15 protein-coding genes are annotated in these 21,382 nt (G+C 52.0%); 10 read left to right on the forward strand and 5 right to left on the reverse strand.

The window, feature by feature from the left end:
• Window positions 1–44 precede the first annotated feature (44 nt).
• The 5 genes from FE783_RS27690 to FE783_RS27710 all read left to right on the forward strand — a co-directional run bounded on the left by FE783_RS27690 (window position 45) and on the right by FE783_RS27710 (window position 7,093).
• Window positions 45–1,799, forward strand: a complete 1,755-nt coding sequence (locus tag FE783_RS27690; RefSeq protein WP_138882623.1) for a glycosyl hydrolase family 28-related protein — start codon at window positions 45–47, stop codon at window positions 1,797–1,799.
• 28 nt (window positions 1,800–1,827) lie between these two features.
• Window positions 1,828–2,469 (forward strand): SGNH/GDSL hydrolase family protein, encoded by a 642-nt coding sequence (locus FE783_RS27695; RefSeq protein WP_138882624.1) that lies wholly within the window; start codon window positions 1,828–1,830, stop codon window positions 2,467–2,469.
• A gap of 298 nt (window positions 2,470–2,767) precedes the next feature.
• Window positions 2,768–4,075, forward strand: a complete 1,308-nt coding sequence (locus FE783_RS27700; RefSeq protein ID WP_158302058.1) for an ABC transporter substrate-binding protein — start codon at window positions 2,768–2,770, stop codon at window positions 4,073–4,075.
• Between the two features lie 13 nt (window positions 4,076–4,088).
• Entirely contained in the window at window positions 4,089–6,032 is a 1,944-nt protein-coding gene (locus FE783_RS27705; protein WP_138882626.1) for an FAD-dependent oxidoreductase, read from the forward strand.
• A complete protein-coding gene (locus FE783_RS27710; protein WP_138882627.1) occupies window positions 6,029–7,093 on the forward strand; it encodes an FAD-dependent oxidoreductase in 1,065 nt (354 codons plus the stop codon). The genes FE783_RS27705 and FE783_RS27710 overlap by 4 nt, the downstream gene beginning before the upstream one ends.
• Window positions 7,094–7,145: 52 nt before the next feature.
• Here the strand turns inward: FE783_RS27710 and FE783_RS27715 are convergent, their stop codons facing one another.
• From FE783_RS27715 to FE783_RS27730, 4 genes are all read right to left on the reverse strand, one after another.
• Complete coding sequence (locus FE783_RS27715; protein WP_138882628.1) at window positions 7,146–8,513, reverse strand: ABC transporter substrate-binding protein; 1,368 nt, start codon at window positions 8,511–8,513, stop codon at window positions 7,146–7,148.
• A gap of 24 nt (window positions 8,514–8,537) precedes the next feature.
• Window positions 8,538–10,058, reverse strand: coding sequence for an extracellular solute-binding protein (locus tag FE783_RS27720; RefSeq protein ID WP_158302059.1), 1,521 nt, complete (start codon window positions 10,056–10,058; stop codon window positions 8,538–8,540).
• Between the two features lie 29 nt (window positions 10,059–10,087).
• Window positions 10,088–10,630 carry an RNA polymerase sigma factor gene (locus tag FE783_RS27725; RefSeq protein WP_238403280.1) on the reverse strand — a complete coding sequence of 181 codons (543 nt, stop codon included), beginning with the start codon at window positions 10,628–10,630 and terminating at the stop codon, window positions 10,088–10,090.
• Between the two features lie 725 nt (window positions 10,631–11,355).
• Complete coding sequence (locus FE783_RS27730; protein ID WP_138882631.1) at window positions 11,356–12,216, reverse strand: helix-turn-helix domain-containing protein; 861 nt, start codon at window positions 12,214–12,216, stop codon at window positions 11,356–11,358.
• Between the two features lie 407 nt (window positions 12,217–12,623).
• Here FE783_RS27730 and FE783_RS27735 point away from each other — a divergent pair, with 407 nt between their 5' ends.
• From FE783_RS27735 to FE783_RS27750, 4 genes are all read left to right on the forward strand, one after another.
• Window positions 12,624–14,006 carry an ABC transporter substrate-binding protein gene (locus FE783_RS27735; RefSeq protein ID WP_158302060.1) on the forward strand — a complete coding sequence of 461 codons (1,383 nt, stop codon included), beginning with the start codon at window positions 12,624–12,626 and terminating at the stop codon, window positions 14,004–14,006.
• Window positions 14,007–14,029: 23 nt separating this feature from the next.
• The gene (locus FE783_RS27740; RefSeq protein ID WP_138882633.1) at window positions 14,030–17,179 is read left to right on the forward strand and encodes a right-handed parallel beta-helix repeat-containing protein; all 3,150 of its coding nucleotides are present in this window, start codon (window positions 14,030–14,032) and stop codon (window positions 17,177–17,179) included.
• Window positions 17,180–17,297: 118 nt separating this feature from the next.
• Window positions 17,298–18,608, forward strand: coding sequence for an ABC transporter substrate-binding protein (locus tag FE783_RS27745; RefSeq protein WP_138882634.1), 1,311 nt, complete (start codon window positions 17,298–17,300; stop codon window positions 18,606–18,608).
• Window positions 18,609–18,773: 165 nt separating this feature from the next.
• Window positions 18,774–18,971: a hypothetical protein gene (locus FE783_RS27750; RefSeq protein WP_238403281.1), complete on the forward strand. Its 198-nt coding sequence runs from the start codon at window positions 18,774–18,776 to the stop codon at window positions 18,969–18,971.
• A gap of 48 nt (window positions 18,972–19,019) precedes the next feature.
• Here FE783_RS27750 and FE783_RS27755 read toward each other — a convergent pair whose 3' ends face one another.
• A complete protein-coding gene (locus tag FE783_RS27755; protein WP_138882635.1) occupies window positions 19,020–19,712 on the reverse strand; it encodes a FadR/GntR family transcriptional regulator in 693 nt (230 codons plus the stop codon).
• Window positions 19,713–20,063: 351 nt separating this feature from the next.
• Here FE783_RS27755 and FE783_RS27760 point away from each other — a divergent pair, with 351 nt between their 5' ends.
• A complete protein-coding gene (locus FE783_RS27760; protein ID WP_138882636.1) occupies window positions 20,064–21,374 on the forward strand; it encodes an ABC transporter substrate-binding protein in 1,311 nt (436 codons plus the stop codon).
• Window positions 21,375–21,382: the final 8 nt, after the last annotated feature.

The raw sequence follows: 21,382 nt of genomic DNA on the forward strand, positions 1-21,382 counted from the left end.
CACTGTATTCAATTGGATGACACATTGACCAAGGAGGAATACGAATGGCCAAGCAAGAACATATTCGTTCTGATTCCGATTGGAATGCGGCTATGAGCCGCAGGGCGGTATTGGCAGCGATGGGAACGGCGGGAGCGGCGATGGCGCTCGGCAATTTGTTTTCCGCCCCCGCATCGGCCCAACCTGTTGCAGATGCGGTGTACGTCAATCGGAAAACGACGCCGAACGAGCTGATGAACATGGATTGCTGCGTCACGGTCACACTGGCCGATTTGCGCGCCGAGAGCAGTCCGAGCGAGTCGCTCCGGTACTATGTGCGCGACGAGGGGAAGGAAGGTTTTTTTGCTTACGATGCCTCCGATAACGTATCTCCCGACAACACGGGGACTGTCGTTGTCGCGACACCGGGCGGGGCGCGGTTCAAGCGCATTCACGACGGAACGCTGAACGTCAAATGGTTCGGTGCGGCCGGTGACGCGACGGACGACACGATCGCCATCCAGAACGCGCTCGACGCGGCGGCGCTGGCGGGAGGAGGCATTGTGCATATTCCTCCCGGAACGTACCATATCAGTTCCCCGGGATTGACGGTCAAAAGCAATACAAGCCTGATCGGCGCCGGCCGTGGCGTGACGATACTGCAAGTACCGGACGGAGCCGACGCGTTCGGCAATCCGTATAACGTGATCGTGACGGAAGCGAGCGGGGCAAACATATATGCGGCCCATCTGACCGTGGACGGCAATCGCCAGCAAAATGCGCTGTGGCAGCCGATCGGCAGCGCCAACTACGGTCTGGCCGTTCGATCGCGATTCGTTGTCGTCTACGACGTCGAGTTTAAAGACGTCGTGGCCAACGGCGCGGGCGTTCCGGTCGCGGCGGAGCATGTCGCGTTCCTGCACTGTTATTCTCACGGAAACGGCAAGAAAGGGTTTCATTCGGGGGCCGTCAAACATATTTCGTTTATCGGCAACATGTGTTCGGACAACGAGCACGACTCCGGAATAGGGATGCATCAGGGGATGCAGGAAGCGGTTATCATCGGCAACATTTGCTGCAACAACGGCACATACGGCATTCATGTCGGCGACTCGCTGGGCAGCGCGACGTCCGCTTCCCGCAACTGCATCGTTGCGGACAATCAATGCAGCGGCAACGCGATAGCCGGCATTTTCGTGGCTGCCAGGGAAGGTGCTTCCACAACGCTTTTAAGTGAAACGACGGTGTCGGGAAATATCTGTTTGCGCAACGGATACGGGATCAACCTGATGAACTGTCGTGCCGTGCAAGTCACCGGAAACACGATCAAAGAAAGCAAACATTTGGGCATATCGGTCATTTCCTGCGACGATCTGATCATTGCGAACAATATATTGATCGACAACTGCACCGTTTCCAACTCGAAGGCAATCGATATTCGGGGCGCGGCGAATTCGGGGTCCACCAAAACGGACTGCAAACGGATGATCGTGCAAAACAACATCATGAAAGATACGAGGGAAACGCCGCTGCAAACGACAGGCATCAATTTGTCCGCAACAGATTGCGTCGTTTCGGGCAATATTGTTCATGGGGGACATACGGCCATTCGCAACGTGGAAGGATTGACGGCGCGGAACGCTATTTTCGGCAACATTTCCTCACTTCCGATGGACGATCAGTTCGTTTATGCGGACGGGGTCGAACTGGCAGATGGCGGCGCGGCGGCGCAGGTGCCCAACAACGCATTGTTCCGCAACGGGAACGACTTGTTCTATAAAACGGATAGCGGCGTCGTCAAGACGATCGCTTTAAACTGAGCAAAAACCGGCGAGAGGAGCAACGGAGATGCTGGTGGCGGCATTCGGAGACAGCATTACGGCAGGAGTACATTTGCAGGAGGAACAAACTTACCTTTACATGCTCGGCAAACGATTCGACTACGCGATCAGAAAAGCGGGATTCCCGGGTCAGACGACCCGGGACGCCTTGCGGCTTTTAGAAGCGGAGGTGCTGGCGTTCCGGCCGGATGTCTGCATTCTCCAGTTCGGCATGAACGATCATGTCGCCTTGTCGGAAACGGATGCAAAAGTACCATTACCCGAGTTCAAGACAAATTTGGCGCATATGGCGGAGCAGTTGCAACGAATCGGCACAACGCTGGTATTATGCACGATCCATCCGATTATCGAAGGCGACGGTCGATCGTACTACTATTCGCGGCATCCGCAGCAGTGGTACGCACCGTCCGGCGTCTCGGACCGCATCCGAAATTACAACGCGGCGATCCGCGACGTTGCCGCCGGCCGCGGATGCATGCTCGCCGACATCGAGGCGGACTGGGAGCGATGGCTGGCGCAAGGGAATGACTTGGGGCAGTTGCTCCGCACGATCGAGAACAGCGGCTCGAACGACGGCGTTCATCCGACGCGGCTCGGGCACGAGCGCTACGCGGCTTGCATTGCCGCCAGGCTGGGCGGCGCCCTGTAGGCGCGTTATTTCGCGTTACGGCCCGCGCGGCGCAAGCTTTTTCTGCGCGCCAAAGCGACGAGCAGCCCCAAATAACGGCAGCACAAACCCGAACGTGGCGGCATACGGGGTCCAGACGGCTCCCGCGAAATGGATGCCGTATACGATATCGGGTAAACGTTCAACGCGTGCGCTACGGCGAGCATGCCATTGGCATAAGCAGCGATTGGTAACGTTTCAGCTTGAAAATTTGCGCGATTCCCAGCGCGGAGGGATTGGCCGGAGTGTGAGGATGGGTCATATCGGGGGAGGCTTTTCGATGAAGGGGACAAAATGGGGACGTTTGATTCTAGTATGGATGATTGCGGCTGCGCTGACGGCGTGTAGCGCCGGGAGCGGCGGGAAAACCGGTGTACGGAACACGGAGGGGGAGACTGCCAAGCAAACGAATCCCGAGCCGGTGACGCTGACGATTTTCGCTACGCTGGATCCCCTCTTTTTTAAAAACATGGGGCTCGAGGATATGCTGAAAACGCAATACCCGCATATTACATTGAAGTTCGTGCAAATCAACTTGACGACAGTTACGTTCGAGAGCGCTCTAGCTACCGGCGAGACACCGGATCTCGTATGCTGCAGCATCGCTTCGATCGGTACGTTCAAGGATTTGAAGCTGATCTCGGACCTGACTCCGCTCATTCAGAAGCATAAGTTTGACTTGAGCCGGCTGAATCCCGGCATGGAGCAGGTGATCCGATCGTATTCCGAGAACGGCGAGTTTCTGATGATGCCCTATTACATGAGTACGGCTGCACTGTACTACAACAAAGATCTGTTCGACAAATTCGCCGTTCCGTACCCGAAAGACGGCATGACGTGGGAAGAGGTATACGAGCTGGCCAAGCGCCTGACCCGCATGGAAGGCGGTATCCAATATAAGGGGTTCATGTTCAACCAGCAGAACATTACGTACAAAAACCAGTCGGGACTTGCTTTCATCGATCCGAAAACATCGAAGGCGGCGGTCAATACGGATGCTTGGCAAAAATGGATGGAAACGATGTCGAGCTTCGGACGCATTGAGGGCAATATCGGCGGAGCCGAGCAGGATTTGTTTCTGAAGGAGAAGACGCTGGCGATGAGAACCGGACCGACGCTCATTCCGCTCCTGCCGGACGCTACCCAGAAAGGCTTGAACTGGGATGTCGTCTCGTTCCCCGAGTTTGCCGGCAAGAAAGGGGCGGGCACGCAGATGAACGCTCCGTATTTCGCCATTACCCCGATGAGCAAGCATAAGGACGAAGCTTTTCAATTCATGTCGTTCCTCGTATCCGAAGAGGTGCAGACGACGCTGTCGGCCAAAGGCAACGTTCCCGTCATCCGCAGCGAGAAGGCGGCACAGGCATTCGGCAGCATGTTCCCGGAGCTGAAAGGGAAGCATTTGCAGTCATTCATGATGGATACGATCGCGGCTCCGGCTCCGTATACGCGATACGACGATATTGCGCGCACGGCCATGTACAAAAAGCTGATCGAAGTCCAACAGGGAAGCAAGGACGTAAATACCGCCCTACGAGAGGCGGAGGAAGAAATCAATAAAAAAATCGCCGAGCAGATGGGCAAATAGGCGGCCGGGGATTATGGAGCGGGAAGGAGCAAGCGGAGTGAAACGACTGGAGACGGATGTGCTTGTGGTTGGAGGAGGCACTGCCGGAGTGACGGCAGCGCTCGCCGCCGCGAACGGAAACGCGCGAGTGGTGTTGGCCGAGAGCAGCGGGGGAATCGGGGGAGTCGGTACCCATACGGGCATTCACGCCTACTATTTGGGGCTGCATGTCGGCATGCAACAGGAACTGGACAAACGGACGAGGAGCATTGCGGACGAATTGGGAAGCAAAGCGAAGGGCTTTCATCCGGAAGCGAAAAAAATCGCGCTGCAGCAAATATTGGCTGAAAACGGCGTTGCCGTCCTGTACGATTGCGTCGCCGTCGAAACACTGACGGATGGAAGAAAGGTAGCCGGAGCCGTGTTCGAAACCCCGGAAGGCACCGTCCGCATTGATGCCCAAATTACGCTCGACAGCACCGGAAACGGCGACGTATGCGCCTTGGCGGGGGTTCCGTTCGAGGAAGGGCGCGAGTGGGACGGCGTCATGAACGGCTGTTCCGTTCCTCCGCGATATTCGAACGAGAGCGAAATAGCCGATTTCCGCAACTTCGATGCCGGATGGGTCGATACGTCCAGCACGAGAGACGTATCCCGCGCCATCATGTATGCCCGGAAGCTGCTATGGGAACTCCCGGAGCTTGGCAAAGACGGTTTCATTGCGATCTCTCCGCATTTCGGGGCGCGGGAGGGCAGGCTCGTTCGCGGGGAGTATACGTTGACGCTGGACGATTTGATTATGGACCGCCGGTTCGACGATGTCGTGATGAAATGCTATTCCCATTACGACACCCATGCCAAAGATATGGCGAACGAGAGCAAATTTGCACAGTGGTGGACGGAAGTCATGAGTGCCTGGAGCCATCGGATCGGGGGCGATGTCCCTTTCCGCTGCTTCGTTCCTGCCGGAACGGATGGGCTGTTGATCGCTTGCCGCGCGCTGTCTATGGAGCATGATGCTTCCGCCGCTCTGCGGATGCAGCCGGATATGCACGCCGTCGGCGAAGTCGCCGGTACGGCCGCAGCCCTGTGCTGCGCGACCGGCCGGCAGCCGCGCGAGCTGGACATCGGCTTCCTGCAGCGTCGTCTCGTCGAACGAGGCGTGCTGCGGGCGGACGACTTGACACGTGTCAGTGCTCCTTGGGTTACGCTGTCAGGCAGCAAACGGGAGGAACGCCGATGGACGCCCGAATCGGTCCGCCGGCCCGAAGCGCTTCATTCGCTTGCCGATGCGCTCGGCACCGACGAGGAAGGCAAAGCACTATGGTGGTTATGGAAAGCCGGAGACGCCGCACTCCCTCTCTTGAAGGAAACGCACGCGAAGTCGACGGGCCGGCAGCGCCGGGGCGCGGCTATTGCGCTGGCGCTGCACGGCGATAGGACCGGGGTGCCGGATTTGATTCGCGCCGTGGCCGATGAGGATGATGACGCCCTGCCGGGATTTGAGCCGCGTATTCCGCCGCGTTGGATCGCCTGTCTCGTCGCTTTGAAGCATTTGCGGGAGACGTCGTGCGCCGAAATGCTGCTCGGCAAGCTGCAGTCGGCCGTGGCTTCGATTCGGCTGCCCGTTTTCGCGCAAACGCTGCATATATTCCACTACTTGATCGAGATTGCTCCGCTCCTTCCGCGCTCCTTGAAGGAGGAAGCCGTCCGTCAAACGGAGCTGCTGCTGGCTGATCCCGGTTTGGGCAGCGACTGGGGAAGCGGCATTCAGACATCGATTTCGATTCGCTGGAATCTCGACATGACGGCTGCTTATTTGCTCGGGCTGCTTGGCAGAGAAGATTCCGCCATGCGGATATGGGATGCTTACCGGAACGATAGCCGCATATATGCCCGGAACATGGCCCGAATCGTGCGCGATCGGCTAACGGATGCATTGAAGTCCGATACGAGCGGGAAGGTGGAGCAGGCATGAAAGGTGTTGGCGATGCAATACCGGTTTACGGAACGTACGATGCGATCGTATCGGGCGGAGGGCTGATCGGGATCGCATGCGCGACCGCTCTGGCACGCTCGGGAAGCAAAGTGGCGATAGTCGAGCGAAGAAGCGCGCACGGCTGGGAGATCGGCCGCGCGCGGTGCGCGACAGCCGGATTGGAGCGGACGCAAGCCGATTCGGCGCTAGTCGGCGAATTGACGAAGGAGCTGGCCCGCTGGTCGAGGCACGACGGGGGAACCCGTTCGTCCGTCGCGGAGCTGCTGTTCGACCGATGGGCTATGGAAGCGGACGTCGATGTGATGTTCCACGGGTGGTCGTCGAAAATTGCCTTGCGCGACGGCGCGGTTGCCGGATTGATCGCGGGTACCCGGGAAGGATACCGGCTGCTGAACGCTCCACTCGTCATTGAGACGGAGGATCACGGGCGACTAATCGATGAAGACTACGCAAAAACAGCATTGGCGAGAAAAGTTAGCAGAGCTTTTCATATGCGGAACGCGAAGGTTGACGGAACGAAGGAGATTGTGCTGCCGGACGGGCATACGCTGCTCCTGCGTTCCGAGTCGGAGGGCCGCGCAAGAGCCGATATCGGGCTGACGGCGCTTGACTCGTCCGGTCGCAATTTGGAGTTCCACGCGACTATCCCGGAAGCGGTTCGGGCGATCCGGGAACAGGTGGAAGGCTGCGGGCAGGCGGCCGTCTATTATTGGGCGGAGGAAGAATGGGGCGGCTCCGCTTTCCGGCTGGAGGACGGTTTCCCAGCTGAAGACCGGCCGATCGGCCATCTGCTGGAGCCGTTCAATGGGTCGCTTAGGGCTGCTGGTTTGACAGCAGGAGACATCGCCATTTCCCGGTGCAAAGGACTTGTACTTGCCGGCCCGTGGCTCCCTCGCTACTTGGCTGCAAGTACCGGGCAACCGGCTGCGGAGATGCAGACTTTGTCCGTAATCAACCGTATGCTGTTGGGCGAGGCGGCGGCTTCCTTGATCACCTCAAGGTCCGGAGAAGACTCGCAGGATCGAATTCATCATTTATAAACCGACAAGCCGCTCCCGCTGGAATAAGCGGGGCGGCTTGCGGCTTTTCATGTTACTTCGTCTTGGCGGCTTCTTCCGCCCAAGCTTTATCCAGCAGCGCTTGGCCTTCCGTCTGAAGCGTCCGCAGCGCTTCGTCGACGGTCAGGCGGTTCTTGACCGCATCGTCGATTACGCGAATCACGAACGTTTCGAACGTACCGTAGAACGAGCTGGGCATTACGGCATACGAGCTGTTCTCCAAGCTGCGGCGCTTCAGCGTGTAGAACGGCTCCAGGCTGCGACCGTCCTTCGTTTTCGCGAAAGCGGTGCGGGTCGACAAGACGTCGGACGTTTTCTGGTTTACACGTGCAGCCTCTTCGCTGTTGAAATATTGCACGACTTTCCAAGCGGTTTCCGCATTTTGCGCATTGGCCGCGATCGAATAGATCGGGCTAACGTTAAAATAGCGGGTGTATTCAGGATTGGCCGGATCGACGGGTACGGTGACGATGTCCCAATTTAGGCCGTTCTCCCCCCATTGCTTCATGCGGAACATTTGCTCGGTTCCGCTGATCATCATGGCGGCTTTGCCCGAGCTGAACAAATCCATTTGCTTCGTTTCTTCCGGGCCGTAATTGACCCGCTTGCCGTCTTTGTAGTAATAATACAGATTGCCGCTCTTGAAACCCTCTATCACTTGGCGGAACGCCTTTTTCCACACGTCCGAGTCAAGCGTCATCTTCTTCCTGTCAGGACTTAAATATGCCGCGTTCTCGGTGCTGGCGATATCGTTGACGAAATCGAACGGCGTCGAATATTTCTCGTGAATGCCGTATATCCGCTTCGCGGGGTCGGGATCGACCGGGAATCTGCGGGCGAGCTTCATCGTATCTTCCCACGACATTTCGTTGGTCGGGTACGGCACGCCGTATTTGTCGAACAGATCTTTGTTGTAATACAGCGCATAGCTGGTCAATTCCGGTGCGAGCCCGAACAGCTTGCCTTCGGTGTTTGATTTGAGCTGCGCGAGCGCCGAGGGGGTAAAGCTGTCCAGATCGAATTTCGATTTCCGGGCGAACGGCTCCAAATCGAGCAGCAGTCCTTTGGACGCCCATTTGTCGTAGTCGATCGAATAGATGACGAGCAGGTCCGGCTTCTGCTCGCGGATCAGCTTCTCATATTCTTCCGTATAGTTTTTGCCTGGCCCGCGAAGTCCTTCGGTCGGAATGATTTCCACCTGGATGTCCGGAAACTTGACGGCAAAATAGTCGCCGTACTGGGATTGAAACGTTTGCTCACTGCCGAACGGGATGCGGAGCACCTGTTTGGCCGGCGCGTCGCCTGTCTTGGCGCTGCAGGCGGCCAGCAGGACGGGGACTGCCAGCAAGGCGGTCAGGGCCGCCCCGGCGAACCGGGAGCCCGATTTGCTATTCGACTTCATTGGTTCGTTCAACCTCCATCCCGTTCACGGTTTCTGCGCGGCTTTCGCCTGCTCGATGGCCTGCTGCCCACGCTGCTGAATGGCGTTAATTGCGGCTTCGAGACTTTTGGTTCCCGCTGCCGCGGCTTTGATTTCTTCGTTTATTGCGGTAGAAATCGCAGTATTGACGTCTCGCGAAAGGATCGCGTTCCTGTTGAACCGTGTCTCCGGATCCGGCTTCAAGGCGCTGAAAGCTTCCATATGGTAGCCGTTCGACGACGAGGTGACGCTTTTGCGCGTGCTTAAACCGAGTCCGCCGGAGTATTGGGCGGCTACTTTCTTCGCTATCGAATCGCTGTGTATGAGCTTGAGCATTTCCCACGCATCTCGCGCGTTCGTCGACTGTGCCGGAATGGCGTAAATGCCGTCGAACGAGAAAGAGGAGGCCATATTCGGCTTGGCCGGATCGACCGGTTCCGTAACGATATCCCAGGCGAAGTCGGCCAACTGGTATCGTTTCTTCGCTTCGATCAATTCGTATGCGACTCTTGCCTGCCCGACCATCATGGCGGAGGTGCCGGTAGCAAACGGATACCGTTTGTAGTAATCGATGCCGGATATGCTGCCCGTCCTTGGCTTGGCTTCGTACAGCCAGCCTTTCTTGACTCCGTCTTCGACGAACTGCCATATGCTCTTCCATGCCGGCGTATCCGCCGTCATTTTGTCGCCGTCGGAGCTGATTAGGCTGAGCCCCAACGTCGATCCCGCGGTTTCGGCCGTTGCATAGGCGGAAGCGGAAAGGAGCGAGCTGGACAGTCCGGTAATGCGGTTATCCCCTTCGCCATCGGCCGGAAAACGCTGCGCAAGCCGGAACACGTCCTCCCAGGTCATCTTGTCGGTCGGATATGGGATTCCGTATTTATCGAACAGCGATTTGTTGTAATAAAGCGCATTGGTTTGGAAGTCCGGAGCGAATCCGTACAGCTTGCCGCCGCCCGCTTCCCTCAGCGCTTCCAATACCCCGTCGTGAAAGCCGTTCAAATCGTACTTGTCCTTGCCGATGAACGTTTCCAGCGACAGCAGCTTGCCTTTCTCGGCCATTTGGCGGTAAATGTCCGTCGTCAAGTAGACGATATCGGGCTTGTCCCGGTCGATCATTTCTTCGAACTGGGCCGTCCGGTCTTTCTGCGGATCGTAAGGAGGCGAGTTGATCGTCTCCACGTCCATATTCGGATGTTGAATAATAAATGCCTCTCCATAGCGGCTCATGAAGGACATGCCGTCGATCCAATGAACTTTGATGGACCGTTCCGAGCTGACGTCGAACGGCAGCTCGTCCTTCTCCTGCCTGAACAGGCTCATGACCGTCTCGCGTTCGGCGTACAGGACGGCCGCTGCGATCAGCATGACTGCGGCGGCGGCCCAAGCCCCGCCTCTATATCGTTTCGGTGTCGCACCCATCGCGATTCGTTCCTCCACGGTTTGCTTTAATTTGGCCGGCACGCCCTTCGGATTCAAAGGGAAATGCCGGAGCTCTTTTTCCCAATCCAGTCGTTTCAATTTCAATCGGATCGCCTCCTTGGTGTCTGACATCGCTAATCGATCAATTGTTCCTTCAAAATGGCGGGCACCTTCGCGCGGGCCCGGTGGAGCCGCGATTTGACGGTGCCCTGCGAGATGTTCAGCATGGAGGCGATTTCGGGAACGGTCAACTGATGGTGGGCGTATAGGAGCAGCGCTTCCCGCAGCTTCTCGGGCAAATCCATGACGGCTTTCCATATGTCGCCGTTCACCATCCGGCTGAGCACTTCCTTTTCCGTCGAGGAAGCCGTTTCCGACCGGCGGATCGTTGCCATCAAGAGCACCCGGCGGGCCCATGCCGACTTGCGATGGTCCTTGGCGACGTTGCGCGTAATCGCGAGCAGCCATGTTTTGACGCTCGATTCCCCGCGGAAAGAAAACATGCTGCGGTATACCTTGATGAAGACGTCCTGAAAAATATCGTCCGCCTGATCGAAACGGCTCGTCAGGAAAAACGCGTAGTTCCATACGTCGTTGCCGTAGCGCTCCATCAAGTCCGATAGGATGGCGTTTTTGTCCGTGCTGTCGGACAGCGTGCTCAAATATTCCAAACCCACTTTTCGTTCACCTCGATGTATTGGACGAGCGCTTATTGCAAAGAGTTCCCTCACTTTCCCCAAAAAGTGAAGAAAAGCTCTGAAGCGTATTCCGATTACTTTTCGGGGACCCCGAAAACATCCCCCAAAAGTGAAGAAATATCTTCGCAGCATATTCCGATTACTTTTGGGGGAGCCCCCGAGAACGCCCCAAAAAGTGAAGAAAAGCTCCAACTAAAGGAGATGATATTCTGGATATTATGAATATTTTGGTTATATTTCTTAGTGTAGTCTATATTGTTCTGTTTTCGGCTTTATTGATATTTGGACTTATTCAATGTAAAAAACATTCATTTTCGGGCGGATTTTATTTTTTTCTCCTTTTAATAATTGGTAGGATTCTTTACTTTATTTTCATTTTTTTGATCTCACCAATAATTAAAGATTATGTCGAGTCCTCCAATAATACCACTGAACGTCCATTGGGAATGACTATAGGTGAACTGGTGGCGTGGATTGCTTATACAAATATCGAATGTGGAAATCCAAGATCATAAGACCATAAGACCATGAAGCATATTTGTCTGAATTTCGAATTTGACTGTACCACCACCGTACTAACGGAGAGGGCATTGACTCCGGATTAAATAAAAAATGGCAGCATATAAACCCGAACTCATGGTTAGTTCGGGTTTTTGTATGTTTTTCAGCACGCGTCTAATGCCAGGATTGCCAACAGCACGTTTCTAGAGGTGTCTGAACTCCCCTGCCCTGTAGTCTCTCGGGGACATGCTCTCCGTTTTATGGAACAATCGACTGAAATAGAGCTGGTTATCGTATCCGATGAGTTGAGAAATTTCCTTAATGCTCAATGAGGTGTTCAATAGCATGTCCTTGGCTTTATCCATCCGGATACGGGTCAAGTAACCAATGACCGAACTGCCGGTTTGCTCTTTGAATTTATGCATGACTCGGTTCGGACTCAAACCGCATTGTTTTGCAATGTCCGCTACGGTCCATTTTTTGGTGCAATCTGCATGCATTTCAGTCATAATTTGCAAGATGGATGGGTCCTTTACATAAGCTTCCGGCTTCTGCATGAGACTCGCCTTTCTTCCGAATAACGACATCAACGACATGGTGTACGAATCGACCGCGGATTGAAACAGTGGCGCTTTGATTTGAAGTTCAACCATGATTTTTTTGTACAGCTCGATTGCCTGCGGATCTTTCCCGACATGATAAATCCGTTTTTTGGAAAGTCCAACCGTCTCCAGCCATTGGAGCGCTCCGTATCCGGAAAAATGAATCCAATACAGCTCCGGAGAATTCTTGCCAGCATAGGCATATTCTTGTCTTTCATCCGGATGGAATAGCACAATCTGCCCCTTCGTTACCTCGGTCTGCCGACCATCTATCCAAAAATGGCCCGTTCCTTTCAGCATATAAATCACTTGAAAGTCTGGCCGTCCATTTTCTCTCAGCTTCTTGACATTTTTTGTCATGAACTTTTCATATCCGCAGGAATTAACTGTGAAGTAATGATCATTGCCGTTGCTGGCTAGATCCGCGATATTGGATCCATTAAAGCCCGATAATGTAATCATGAATATGGCTGCTGTCTGCGAGGAGCATGTTCACGTCGCAATCAGCATCTCCTTTTGTTAGTTCATCAAATCGATTGTTAAATGAGCTAATCTTAACACAATTGTGTATGTATTCAACAGGAATATTCATATATTTGGTCAGAAATATACTATATACTCTCAATGAGAGTCAAGATTGTCGTTGTTATTCTGCATAAAACTTAGAGCTGATTGTGCTGAACGAAAGAAAGGGGGGAGGAAGCGGAAAGAAATGAGCCAGTGTTGCTTCGGAACGCTTTCTGAAAAGCGCTGTTCGACACAACGTTAGTTTTGAACTTCCGGAGGAAAAAATAAAAATGCATCTCGAATTGTAAGCGCTAACATTGTGTTTGATATGTATCACGATAACAAAAGGATGGTGTTCCAAGTTGAAAGAAAAGGCCGCTTTTCTGAAGTGCGTCTTGTTTTTGCTGACGTTGACACCCTTGCTGGGGGGCTGTAACGGAAAGCCTCATACCGTAGCGGAAGGAAACGGTTCACAAACCGAACAGGCAAATGCCGACAACGGCTTCAGAACATCCCCGGATTCTCCCGGCTCCAAAAACGAAAAAGGAGATCCTGTGGAAATCGTGTTTTACACCAATAACGGCGACTCCGAAGCAAGCTTTGATTATCGGTATGGTGACCTGATTCGTCAGAAGTTTCCTGACTATTCCATCAAGTATATCACGAGAACGCAAGGAACCAACCTGGATGAATTGCTTGCCAACAAAACGCGGTTTGATATTTTCTTCCAGTCGATCGGCAACTTCGAGGAATGGGCTTTTCCCTACGGCATTGAATACGACATGTCAGAGCTGATCAAAAAGCATCAGGTTGATCTGAATCGTTTTGAGCCGACGATTATCGAAGCGATGAGACAGGCTTCGGGAGGCAAATTATTCGGACTCCCCGTGCAAACGAATAATCTGGTTCTGTATTACAACAAGGATATATTCGATAAATTTGGGGTTGAATACCCGAAAGACGGCATGATTTGGCAAGATATGGTTAGGCTGTCGCTTCGGCTTTCTCGCAACGACGGCAACCGACAGTATTTGGGATACGTCCACTCTCCGTCACACACGATTCGCATGAACCCGATGTCGATCCCGGGTGTCGATGCCAAAACAGACAAACCAACCATTTATAAGGATGAACGCTGGAAAACGTTCTACGAAACCTACTTCAAGAGTCCGACAACCGAGTCTGGTTATACGAATCTGTTGTCCCAAACCGGAACTGTTCCTAACAATAATAATGCTTTTGTCAAAGATCAAAACGCTGCCATGATGATGTACCTGTCGAGTCTGATCTATGTGTGGGAAGAACAACTGAAACAAGTAAACTGGGATATCGTCTCCCTGCCCACGGTTAAACCCGGGGTTGGCTCGCAATCGTACCCGTCTTATTTCGGGATTACGAAGATGGCCAAACATAAAGATGCCGCGATGGAAGTGCTCAAGTTCATGGTTTCCGACGAATTCCAATCGAGTCTGGCGCGCAAAGGCATTATGCCCGTCCTGAACAAGGAACAAATCAAACGGGAGTTTGGCAAGGACTCTCCTTACCGGGACCGGAATATGAAAGCTGTATTTTACAATGATTTCGCACCGATTCCGGAAAGAACGCCTTATGATGCCAAGATCGTAAACACGTATAGTTCTTTCTTCACACAAACAAATGTAGGGAAACTGGACATCAATAGCGCTTTGCTGCAAGCGGAGGAACAAGCGAACATCGCGATCGAGGAATACAAAAAGAAACAATAGTCTTACATAGGGAGGCTATTAGGATGAAGGAATTTCGAAACAGAATCTTTCAAGTCGGATGTGTACTTCTGTTTGTATTCATGATTGGCCTGCTGGCAAACATGCCGACCGCCGGTACGCAGGAGGTCTACGCAGCTGGCAATACGTACTATGTCGCTCCCGCTGGCAACGATGCCAACCCAGGTACGGAAACGGCGCCATGGAGAACGCTTAAGAAGGCTGCGGCAACGCTACAGGCCGGTGATACCGCGATCTTTGAGGATGGCGTATACGTGAGCACTCAGATCAGGTTTACGAACAACGGAGCGGAACTTGCACCGATTACGATCAAAGCAAGGAATAAACAGAAGGCGAAACTGTTATTTTCCAATTTGAATACAACATCCAAAATCGTGTTGACGAATAAACAGTATATCTCCATCTTCGATTTTGAAATAACCCAGGAAGTCAGTGGAACAACAAGCGGGGATATATTCATCGACATGAGCGACTGCTCTCACTGTATCGTCAGCGGAAATTCCATTCACGGTGCCGGTGGCAAGGCTGTGCAAGCCTTAAAAGGCGAGCGGATTGAGGTGGTCGGCAACGAAATATACGATTTTGTCAACTTCGGCATCGTTTTGGCGAATATCGATCGGCCGGTCATCGCAGACAACGAGATTCGCGAGGTCAGTACTGCCATTCTGGTACCAGCAGGCACACGCAGCGCCCAAATCTATAATAACCGCATTCGTGCAATCGACAAATTGATGAGGAACGGTATCATCTTGGGCGGAAGTTATCCTCCTTCAGTAGCGTATGACACATACGGATACCAAGCTTATTATGCGGTTGCCTGGAACAACATTCTTGTTGCGGAACAGCCGGGGCTGATCGATACCGCGTTCGCGTTTACCGGGAGCGTGGACAGCGCTGTTTATCATAACATCGTCGTCGATGCCAAATACGGGGTCAGCTACTCCAATGGGGGCGGGGCGACAACCGGATGGGCGCCGTTCCCGACTTCTTCGACATTTGCCAACAATATTTTTTCGGGCTGCACCGGGAATGCCATTCACACGGTAAACTCGCCAATCGATTCTGTGCACGACTATAACTTGTACTACAACTGTGCCAATGCCCCGGTCGAGTCAAACGGGATCTATGAGGATCCGCTGCTGATTGATCCGTACCATGACTGGTATCTGCGGGAAGACAGTCCGGCTGCCGGCGCAGGAGCTACACTGAACGTTACCGGTTATTACGGTGAGACAATGGACGTCAATCTGGATGCTAACGGGAATGCCCGAACAGCACCCGTGCCTATGGGGATTTATGCCAATACAGTACCTAAGGTGGGAGAGATTTTGTTCACAGAGCAGTTTGAACAGGGAGACGGCGCTTGGACCGCGCAGTCGGGAACGATGGGGATCGTAGAAGAAACACCGGGAGGCAATCACGTATATACCGACCTGAATGCTTCTTCAAGCAGCGGTATTTCCCGCTCTTACGCAGGTTCTATGGATTGGGTAAGTTATCAGTTGGACACAAGAGTAAAGTTCGTTCAGTCATATAATCCATCAGGCTGGTTGACGCTGTATACCCGGTACACCAACATCAATAATTACTATTTGTTGGAGATCCGTCCGGAGAAAGGCTACATCGGACTGAAGAAAAAGGTTGCCGGCATCGTTACCCCGCTGCAGGAGAAGGACTTGCATCCGCCAATTGGGGAATGGGTAGATATTCGTTTTGTCGTAAATGGCACTGACATTCAGGTTTACGTATACGGCAAGCTGGAGTTGAGCGGATCGGATGGGCAACTGAAGAACGGAGGGATCGCAGCGGCGGTTTACCAGGCGGATATACAGATCGACGATATTCGCGTAGCTAAAATCGACGCCCCTGCAGGGTCGGACGATCCCGGTCCAAGCACCGTGCCGGGCTCGACCTATTATGTTTCTCCGACGGGCTCCGATATGAACCCCGGAACCGAAGATAAACCATGGAAGACGATGGCTAGAGCGGCCCAACTGGCGCAGCGTGGGAACACGGTTATTTTTGAGGACGGCGTTTACACCGAGACCAGCCCGGCCATCTTTATGCAAAGCGGCACGGCAAACGAGCGAATCGTATTCAAGGCGAGGAATAAACACCAGGCGGTCATCCAGTTCCAGAATTTGCCGACCAAAAAAGTTGTCCTGACCGGCATCTCTTATGTTACGCTGCAAGATTTTGAAATGACGCAAACTCAGCGCGGAACGACTACGTCGGATATTTTCATCCAAGTGCTGGAAGGCTCTAATCACGTTCATGTTATCGGCAACAAAATTCACAATGCGTTCGAAGAAGGGGTAAAAGGGTATCTCGTTTCCGATTATGTAGTCGATGGAAACCTCATCTACGATATGGGGCACGAAGGCATCGATTTCGTCAACGTCCAGTCCAGCACGATTCGAAACAATGAAATTCATGACGTTGGACGCGTTGGGCTGCTGGCCAAAGGCGGCTCGTCGGATATTGAGGTCTATAACAACTACATCCATAACCACAATGTGAATATGGCTGAAGGCGCGATCTATATGGGGGGATCGACCGGCTATGCATGGACTCGCGATTACAGCGTAAACGGTTACGAAGCTTGGAACATGGTCGTATACAACAATGTCGTTGTGGCCGAAACACGGAATGGGATACCCAGTATCAACAACGGCATTGGCTTCGTGGGCTCAAAGGACAGCGCGGCTTACAACAATATCGTGATCGGCACAAGGAACGGCATTTTCTTGTACAGTCCTCGAAGCTCCCAGCCTCAGGTCGGATGGGATTGGGACCCGGATAACGTAAACCCGGTGTTCATGAACAATATCATCATGAATACAACAAACAATGCCGTCATCGCGGCTGGTACCAAGCAGCCGGTTAACTTGGTACACGACTATAACCTCTATTACAACAACACGAGCTTGCCTGCCGGGCAAGAACTGAACGGCGTATATGCAGATCCGTATTTCGCCAACTTAGCCGAAGAGGACTGGCATCTGCAAGCAGGCAGCCCGGCTATCGGCGCCGGCAAGGCCATCACGGAGTTTGTGTTGATGGATGGACAGTCCATTGATATTTCATCCGATTACGATGGCAACTCGAGAGGAAACGTATGGGATATGGGGATCTATAAGAGCGGGACGCATTAATCACACATCCAACCACCAAGTTAAACGATCAGCGAATCTCCGCTACTCGAAAGCAACCGGAGCGCATGTTGAAGGACGCGGGGATTAAACCAGAATAATAAAATGCGAGGGTGTCCATATGTTCAAACAGAGTGCAAGGTTGCTAATCCTTCTAGCAGGGGCAACCGCTATTGTTGGCGCTTGCAGCGGAGGGCCGAAAGAGGAGGCCGATGTTCCTCAAACGGCTAAGGAAAATCCGGCGGAACGTGTTCCGTTAACGTTGGTGTCCATTTCCCCTCTGGAAGAGATGGAAGTGATTTATTTGGAGCCGCTGCGCAAAAAATACCCTCATCTCGATTTGCGGTACATTCAAACCTCGAAGGCCGACGGCACGACGATTCCCGAACTGCTGGCGGCCGGCGTCAAGTTCGATTTGTACACCAATTCGCGGGGAGGTTTCGAGGAGGCGCTGCTCGATTACGATCTGAAGTATGATATGAGCGACTTGATCCGCAAACATAACGTCGATATCGGCCATCTGGAGCCGACAGCCATCGAATCGATGAGGCAGATGTTCGATGGAAAGCTTTACGGCCTACCGGTAAAGATGAACAGCCTGCTGCTCTACTATAATAAGACGCTTTTCGATATGTTCGGAGTGTCCTACCCGAAAGACGGGATGTCATGGGCGGAAACGCTCGATTTGGCGAACAGAATGACACGTTTGGACAGTAACCTGCAATATTACGGTATCGGCAGCCATGGAACGGGTGCGATGATCGGCTGGAATCCATATTCTTTGCCATTGGTAGACGGGACCAAGCGAACACCGACGATTCATACGAGCGCGCAATGGCAGACACTGATCCAAACCGTACTTTTAAATCCCGTATTTACGAAAGCATACAAGGATATAGGGAAAATACCGGATTGGTCATCGTTTAGCAAGGATCGCAGGGTTGCCATGCTTTTGTACACGGCGGCCGCTCCGCTCGCACTGACGAAAGAGTTTTCGTCGCTCGATTGGGACATGGTTTCTTTTCCGGTATTGCCGGGCTTGGCTGAAGTCGGCTCGCAAGTTTCTCCCAATTATTTCGGCATCACTTCGCTTTCGGAGCATAAAGAGGCGGCAATGGAAGCGATCAAGTTTTGGACCTCGCTCGAATTTTTTGTCGAAAATTCAAAGGGCGGCACATTGATGGCTTCGAGAGCAAAGGAAGTGAGAGAGACACTTGGATCGAAATCTCCTTTTCCGGATAAAAATTGGAAGGCGGTCACCTATTATCCCTTCGCGCCGCTTGCTGCGACAACGAACGTCGATTCCAAAGCGAGAAGCATCTATGAGAAACATCTCAATGCGCTGCTTGCCGGCACGGTCGATCTCAATACAGGTTTGCGAATGATGGCGGAAGAGACACAGAAAATGATAAACGAACAACCGAAGCCATAAGTAGACACAGTTACACTGATGAAATGATAGAAATCGGAGGGCTGTGTCAAAAACGCATCCATTCGGCCATTGAATATGCAACACCAAATGAATTCGAGCGTGCCTACTACATTAACACTGTGAAGCAATAAAATTTGTGTCTACCATCTTGACAGAGGCCCAATTTTGCCCGTGCCTGTTCCGGAGACCATCAGGGACTTCTCCGAAGCCGAAGTTGCCGGCCACCTGTTCAGCCGGTTGAAGGAGCTGGATGTCGCTTACGAGGATGTAGCGAACTGTATGCTGAACCACCTAGAGCTTGCAGGGCCGTTTAAAGGCAAAAGAGTCGGTCTCGCTTACCAAAGCGAGCTGCCGGTATGCTGAGCGCGGAAGGAGACGGCCCTGTATGTTCGGATTGCTGCATTTTGGTAATTACTGATCTATTTTGTTCGGAATCAACATATCCAAGACTAACAGGTGCTTCTTCATGACCGCTTTCGCTTCTTCCACATTCTTTTTTCGGATTTGCTCTATGATTTGCTTATGCTCCTCGAAGGAAATAATCGTATTTCTGACATCCACGAAATGCCGCTCCCTGACTTGATTAAAAAATTCGCTTACCACATCGCTTAATTCGAAAAATGTTTGGTTACCCGTCGCCTTGAAAAGTGCTCGATGAAACGCCAAATCTTCCTCTACCGGAAGTTTTCTTTTTGTAATGCTTTGCTCCATTTGCTTGTTTGCGAGTTCCAACTGTTCCAACAGATAGAGATCATAATGCTCGATAGCCATCTCAACAGCACAGAGCTCCAATGCCCTCCGCGTAGCGATAAGCTCCTTGGTCCTGTGCTCATTATGTTTCCATTGAAAGGATACCTGATCCATAAATGGCTTAAACGAGGGGACATCCAGATAAATTCCTCCGCCCGCTTGAATCCGCAAAACCCCAAGCGTCTCCAACATTTTCAGCGCCTCACGGACAACGGAGCGACTGACCTTCAGCATATCGATCAATTGATTCACGGAAGGAAGCTTATCTCCAGCCTTGAGCTCATGTTCCACAATAAATAACTTTATCCGCTCACACACGATTTGCGGCAGTGTTGTTTTCTCAGCTAGATCCATATCTCACACATCCAATTATATTAATAGGGCGATCGTATCATAAAATGAAGATACAATAAATAAGTGTTGACGTGCAGTAAATGAATGGGTATCATTTGCAGTATGATGGTATAACCACCATACTGGTTTTTAGTTTGAATGGCGAATTTCCAACGAAATGCTTCAAAAAGCTTCAATGAATAAGGAGAGGGGGAAACAAGATGAAGACAGGATTCTATTCGGCTGACATATGTAAGCGTATGCAAATAATGAGAGCAAGTACAGAACCGCGCCATAATAGGGTTCAATGTGGTCGCGTTGTAGGCGGTATAAAGATACTCATTAAATTATTTTAAAAAAAGGGGAATTGTCATGTCAAAAAGAAGGAATTCATTTATGTTGGGTTGCGTCATGATCTCGTCCATCGGTTTGCTCGCTGCATGCGGAGGAAGTAAATCTGGTGAGGAAGAATTGAAGACGCCGGCAGTTCCTCAAGAGCCAACAGAGGTGTATTTTCTGAGCACCAGTACATATTGGTGGGATGAAGCCACGTTTATGAAAGAATTTGGAGAACCGCTACAGAAAAAATACCCTCATATTATTCCGAAAACGATCAAGCCTACCGGGATGAACACGAAGGTCATAGAGGGCTTCATTGCTGCCAAACAGCCGATTGATGTGATTCTTGCCGCCAATGCGAGTTATCTCCTCTACCTGAAACCGTATGAGTTTTCCTCGGATATTGAACCGTTTATCAAGCAATATAAAATCGATTTGAACCGGTTTGCCCCGGAATTTATTGATATGAACAGGAAGTTGGGCGAGGGTAAGCTGATCGGGCTGCCGCTGCAGGATAGTCCAACGCAAATCTTATATAATAAAGGTATTTTCGATAAATTTGGTGTTCCTTATCCGCCTCATGATCAATGGACATGGGATGAGATGTTTGCTTTGGCCAACAAGGTGACGCGCATGGATGGCGGGACACAATATTATGGCGTCCGGATGCATTCCACTTTTTTCCGCAGGAATCCCTATTCTCTTGAATACGTGGATCCAAAGACGAATAAGGCAATTTTCAATAACGATATTGGTAAAAAGGTATCCGAGATGTACCTCAGGCAATATGAAAAGTCGGATACACCGGGATTAGCTCCCGATGGAGCGAAAATGTTTTTCGAGGACAGAACTTTGGCGATGTGGATGGGATTGGGAGCGAGTTACAATACACCGGAACGTTACAAAGGGATGGATTGGGATATGGCACCGATTCCTGTGTTGCCGGAAAGAGGCCCTGTAAGCGTTCAGCCCTATCCGGATTATATGTATTTATCCAGTACAAGCAAACATAAGGAACTGGCCGTGCAGGCGATGGAGTTCTTTACGTCTGATTCATTCCAGATGGAACGTTCTAAGAATGCCTACACGACTCCTCTGAAGAGCAGCCAGATTAAAGCGGCTTTTGGTCAGAACGCCGAAATGTTTAGGGGCAAGAATATAAGCGCAATGAGTCCTAAGAAATACGCTCCTGCAGCTACATACGATCAGTATACGAACCAGGCAGCGGCAACCATAATACCAAAACATGTGCATAACGTGCGGGACGGCAAAACAGATATCAATTCCGCATTGCGTCAAGCTGAGGAAGAAGTAAACAAGTATATAGAAGATAATCGGAAATAAACGAATCT

The sequence above is a fragment of the Paenibacillus mesophilus genome, from assembly GCF_005938385.1.
GTDB lineage: Bacteria > Bacillota > Bacilli > Paenibacillales > NBRC-103111 > Paenibacillus_AB > Paenibacillus_AB mesophilus.

Bases quoted from the DNA above. Each gene is read 5' to 3' on its own strand.
- FE783_RS27710 (WP_138882627.1), top strand. From the start codon at position 6,029: ATGAAAGGTGTTGGCGATGCAATACCGGTTTACGGAACGTACGATGCG.
- FE783_RS27705 (WP_138882626.1), top strand. From the start codon at position 4,089: ATGGAGCGGGAAGGAGCAAGCGGAGTGAAACGACTGGAGACGGATGTG.
- FE783_RS27740 (WP_138882633.1), top strand. From the start codon at position 14,030: ATGAAGGAATTTCGAAACAGAATCTTTCAAGTCGGATGTGTACTTCTG.
- FE783_RS27730 (WP_138882631.1), bottom strand. From the start codon at position 12,216: ATGATTACATTATCGGGCTTTAATGGATCCAATATCGCGGATCTAGCC.
- FE783_RS27700 (WP_158302058.1), top strand. From the start codon at position 2,768: ATGAAGGGGACAAAATGGGGACGTTTGATTCTAGTATGGATGATTGCG.
- FE783_RS27755 (WP_138882635.1), bottom strand. From the start codon at position 19,712: ATGGATCTAGCTGAGAAAACAACACTGCCGCAAATCGTGTGTGAGCGG.
- FE783_RS27745 (WP_138882634.1), top strand. From the start codon at position 17,298: ATGTTCAAACAGAGTGCAAGGTTGCTAATCCTTCTAGCAGGGGCAACC.
- FE783_RS27760 (WP_138882636.1), top strand. From the start codon at position 20,064: ATGTCAAAAAGAAGGAATTCATTTATGTTGGGTTGCGTCATGATCTCG.
- FE783_RS27695 (WP_138882624.1), top strand. From the start codon at position 1,828: ATGCTGGTGGCGGCATTCGGAGACAGCATTACGGCAGGAGTACATTTG.
- FE783_RS27715 (WP_138882628.1), bottom strand. From the start codon at position 8,513: ATGAAGTCGAATAGCAAATCGGGCTCCCGGTTCGCCGGGGCGGCCCTG.
- FE783_RS27690 (WP_138882623.1), top strand. From the start codon at position 45: ATGGCCAAGCAAGAACATATTCGTTCTGATTCCGATTGGAATGCGGCT.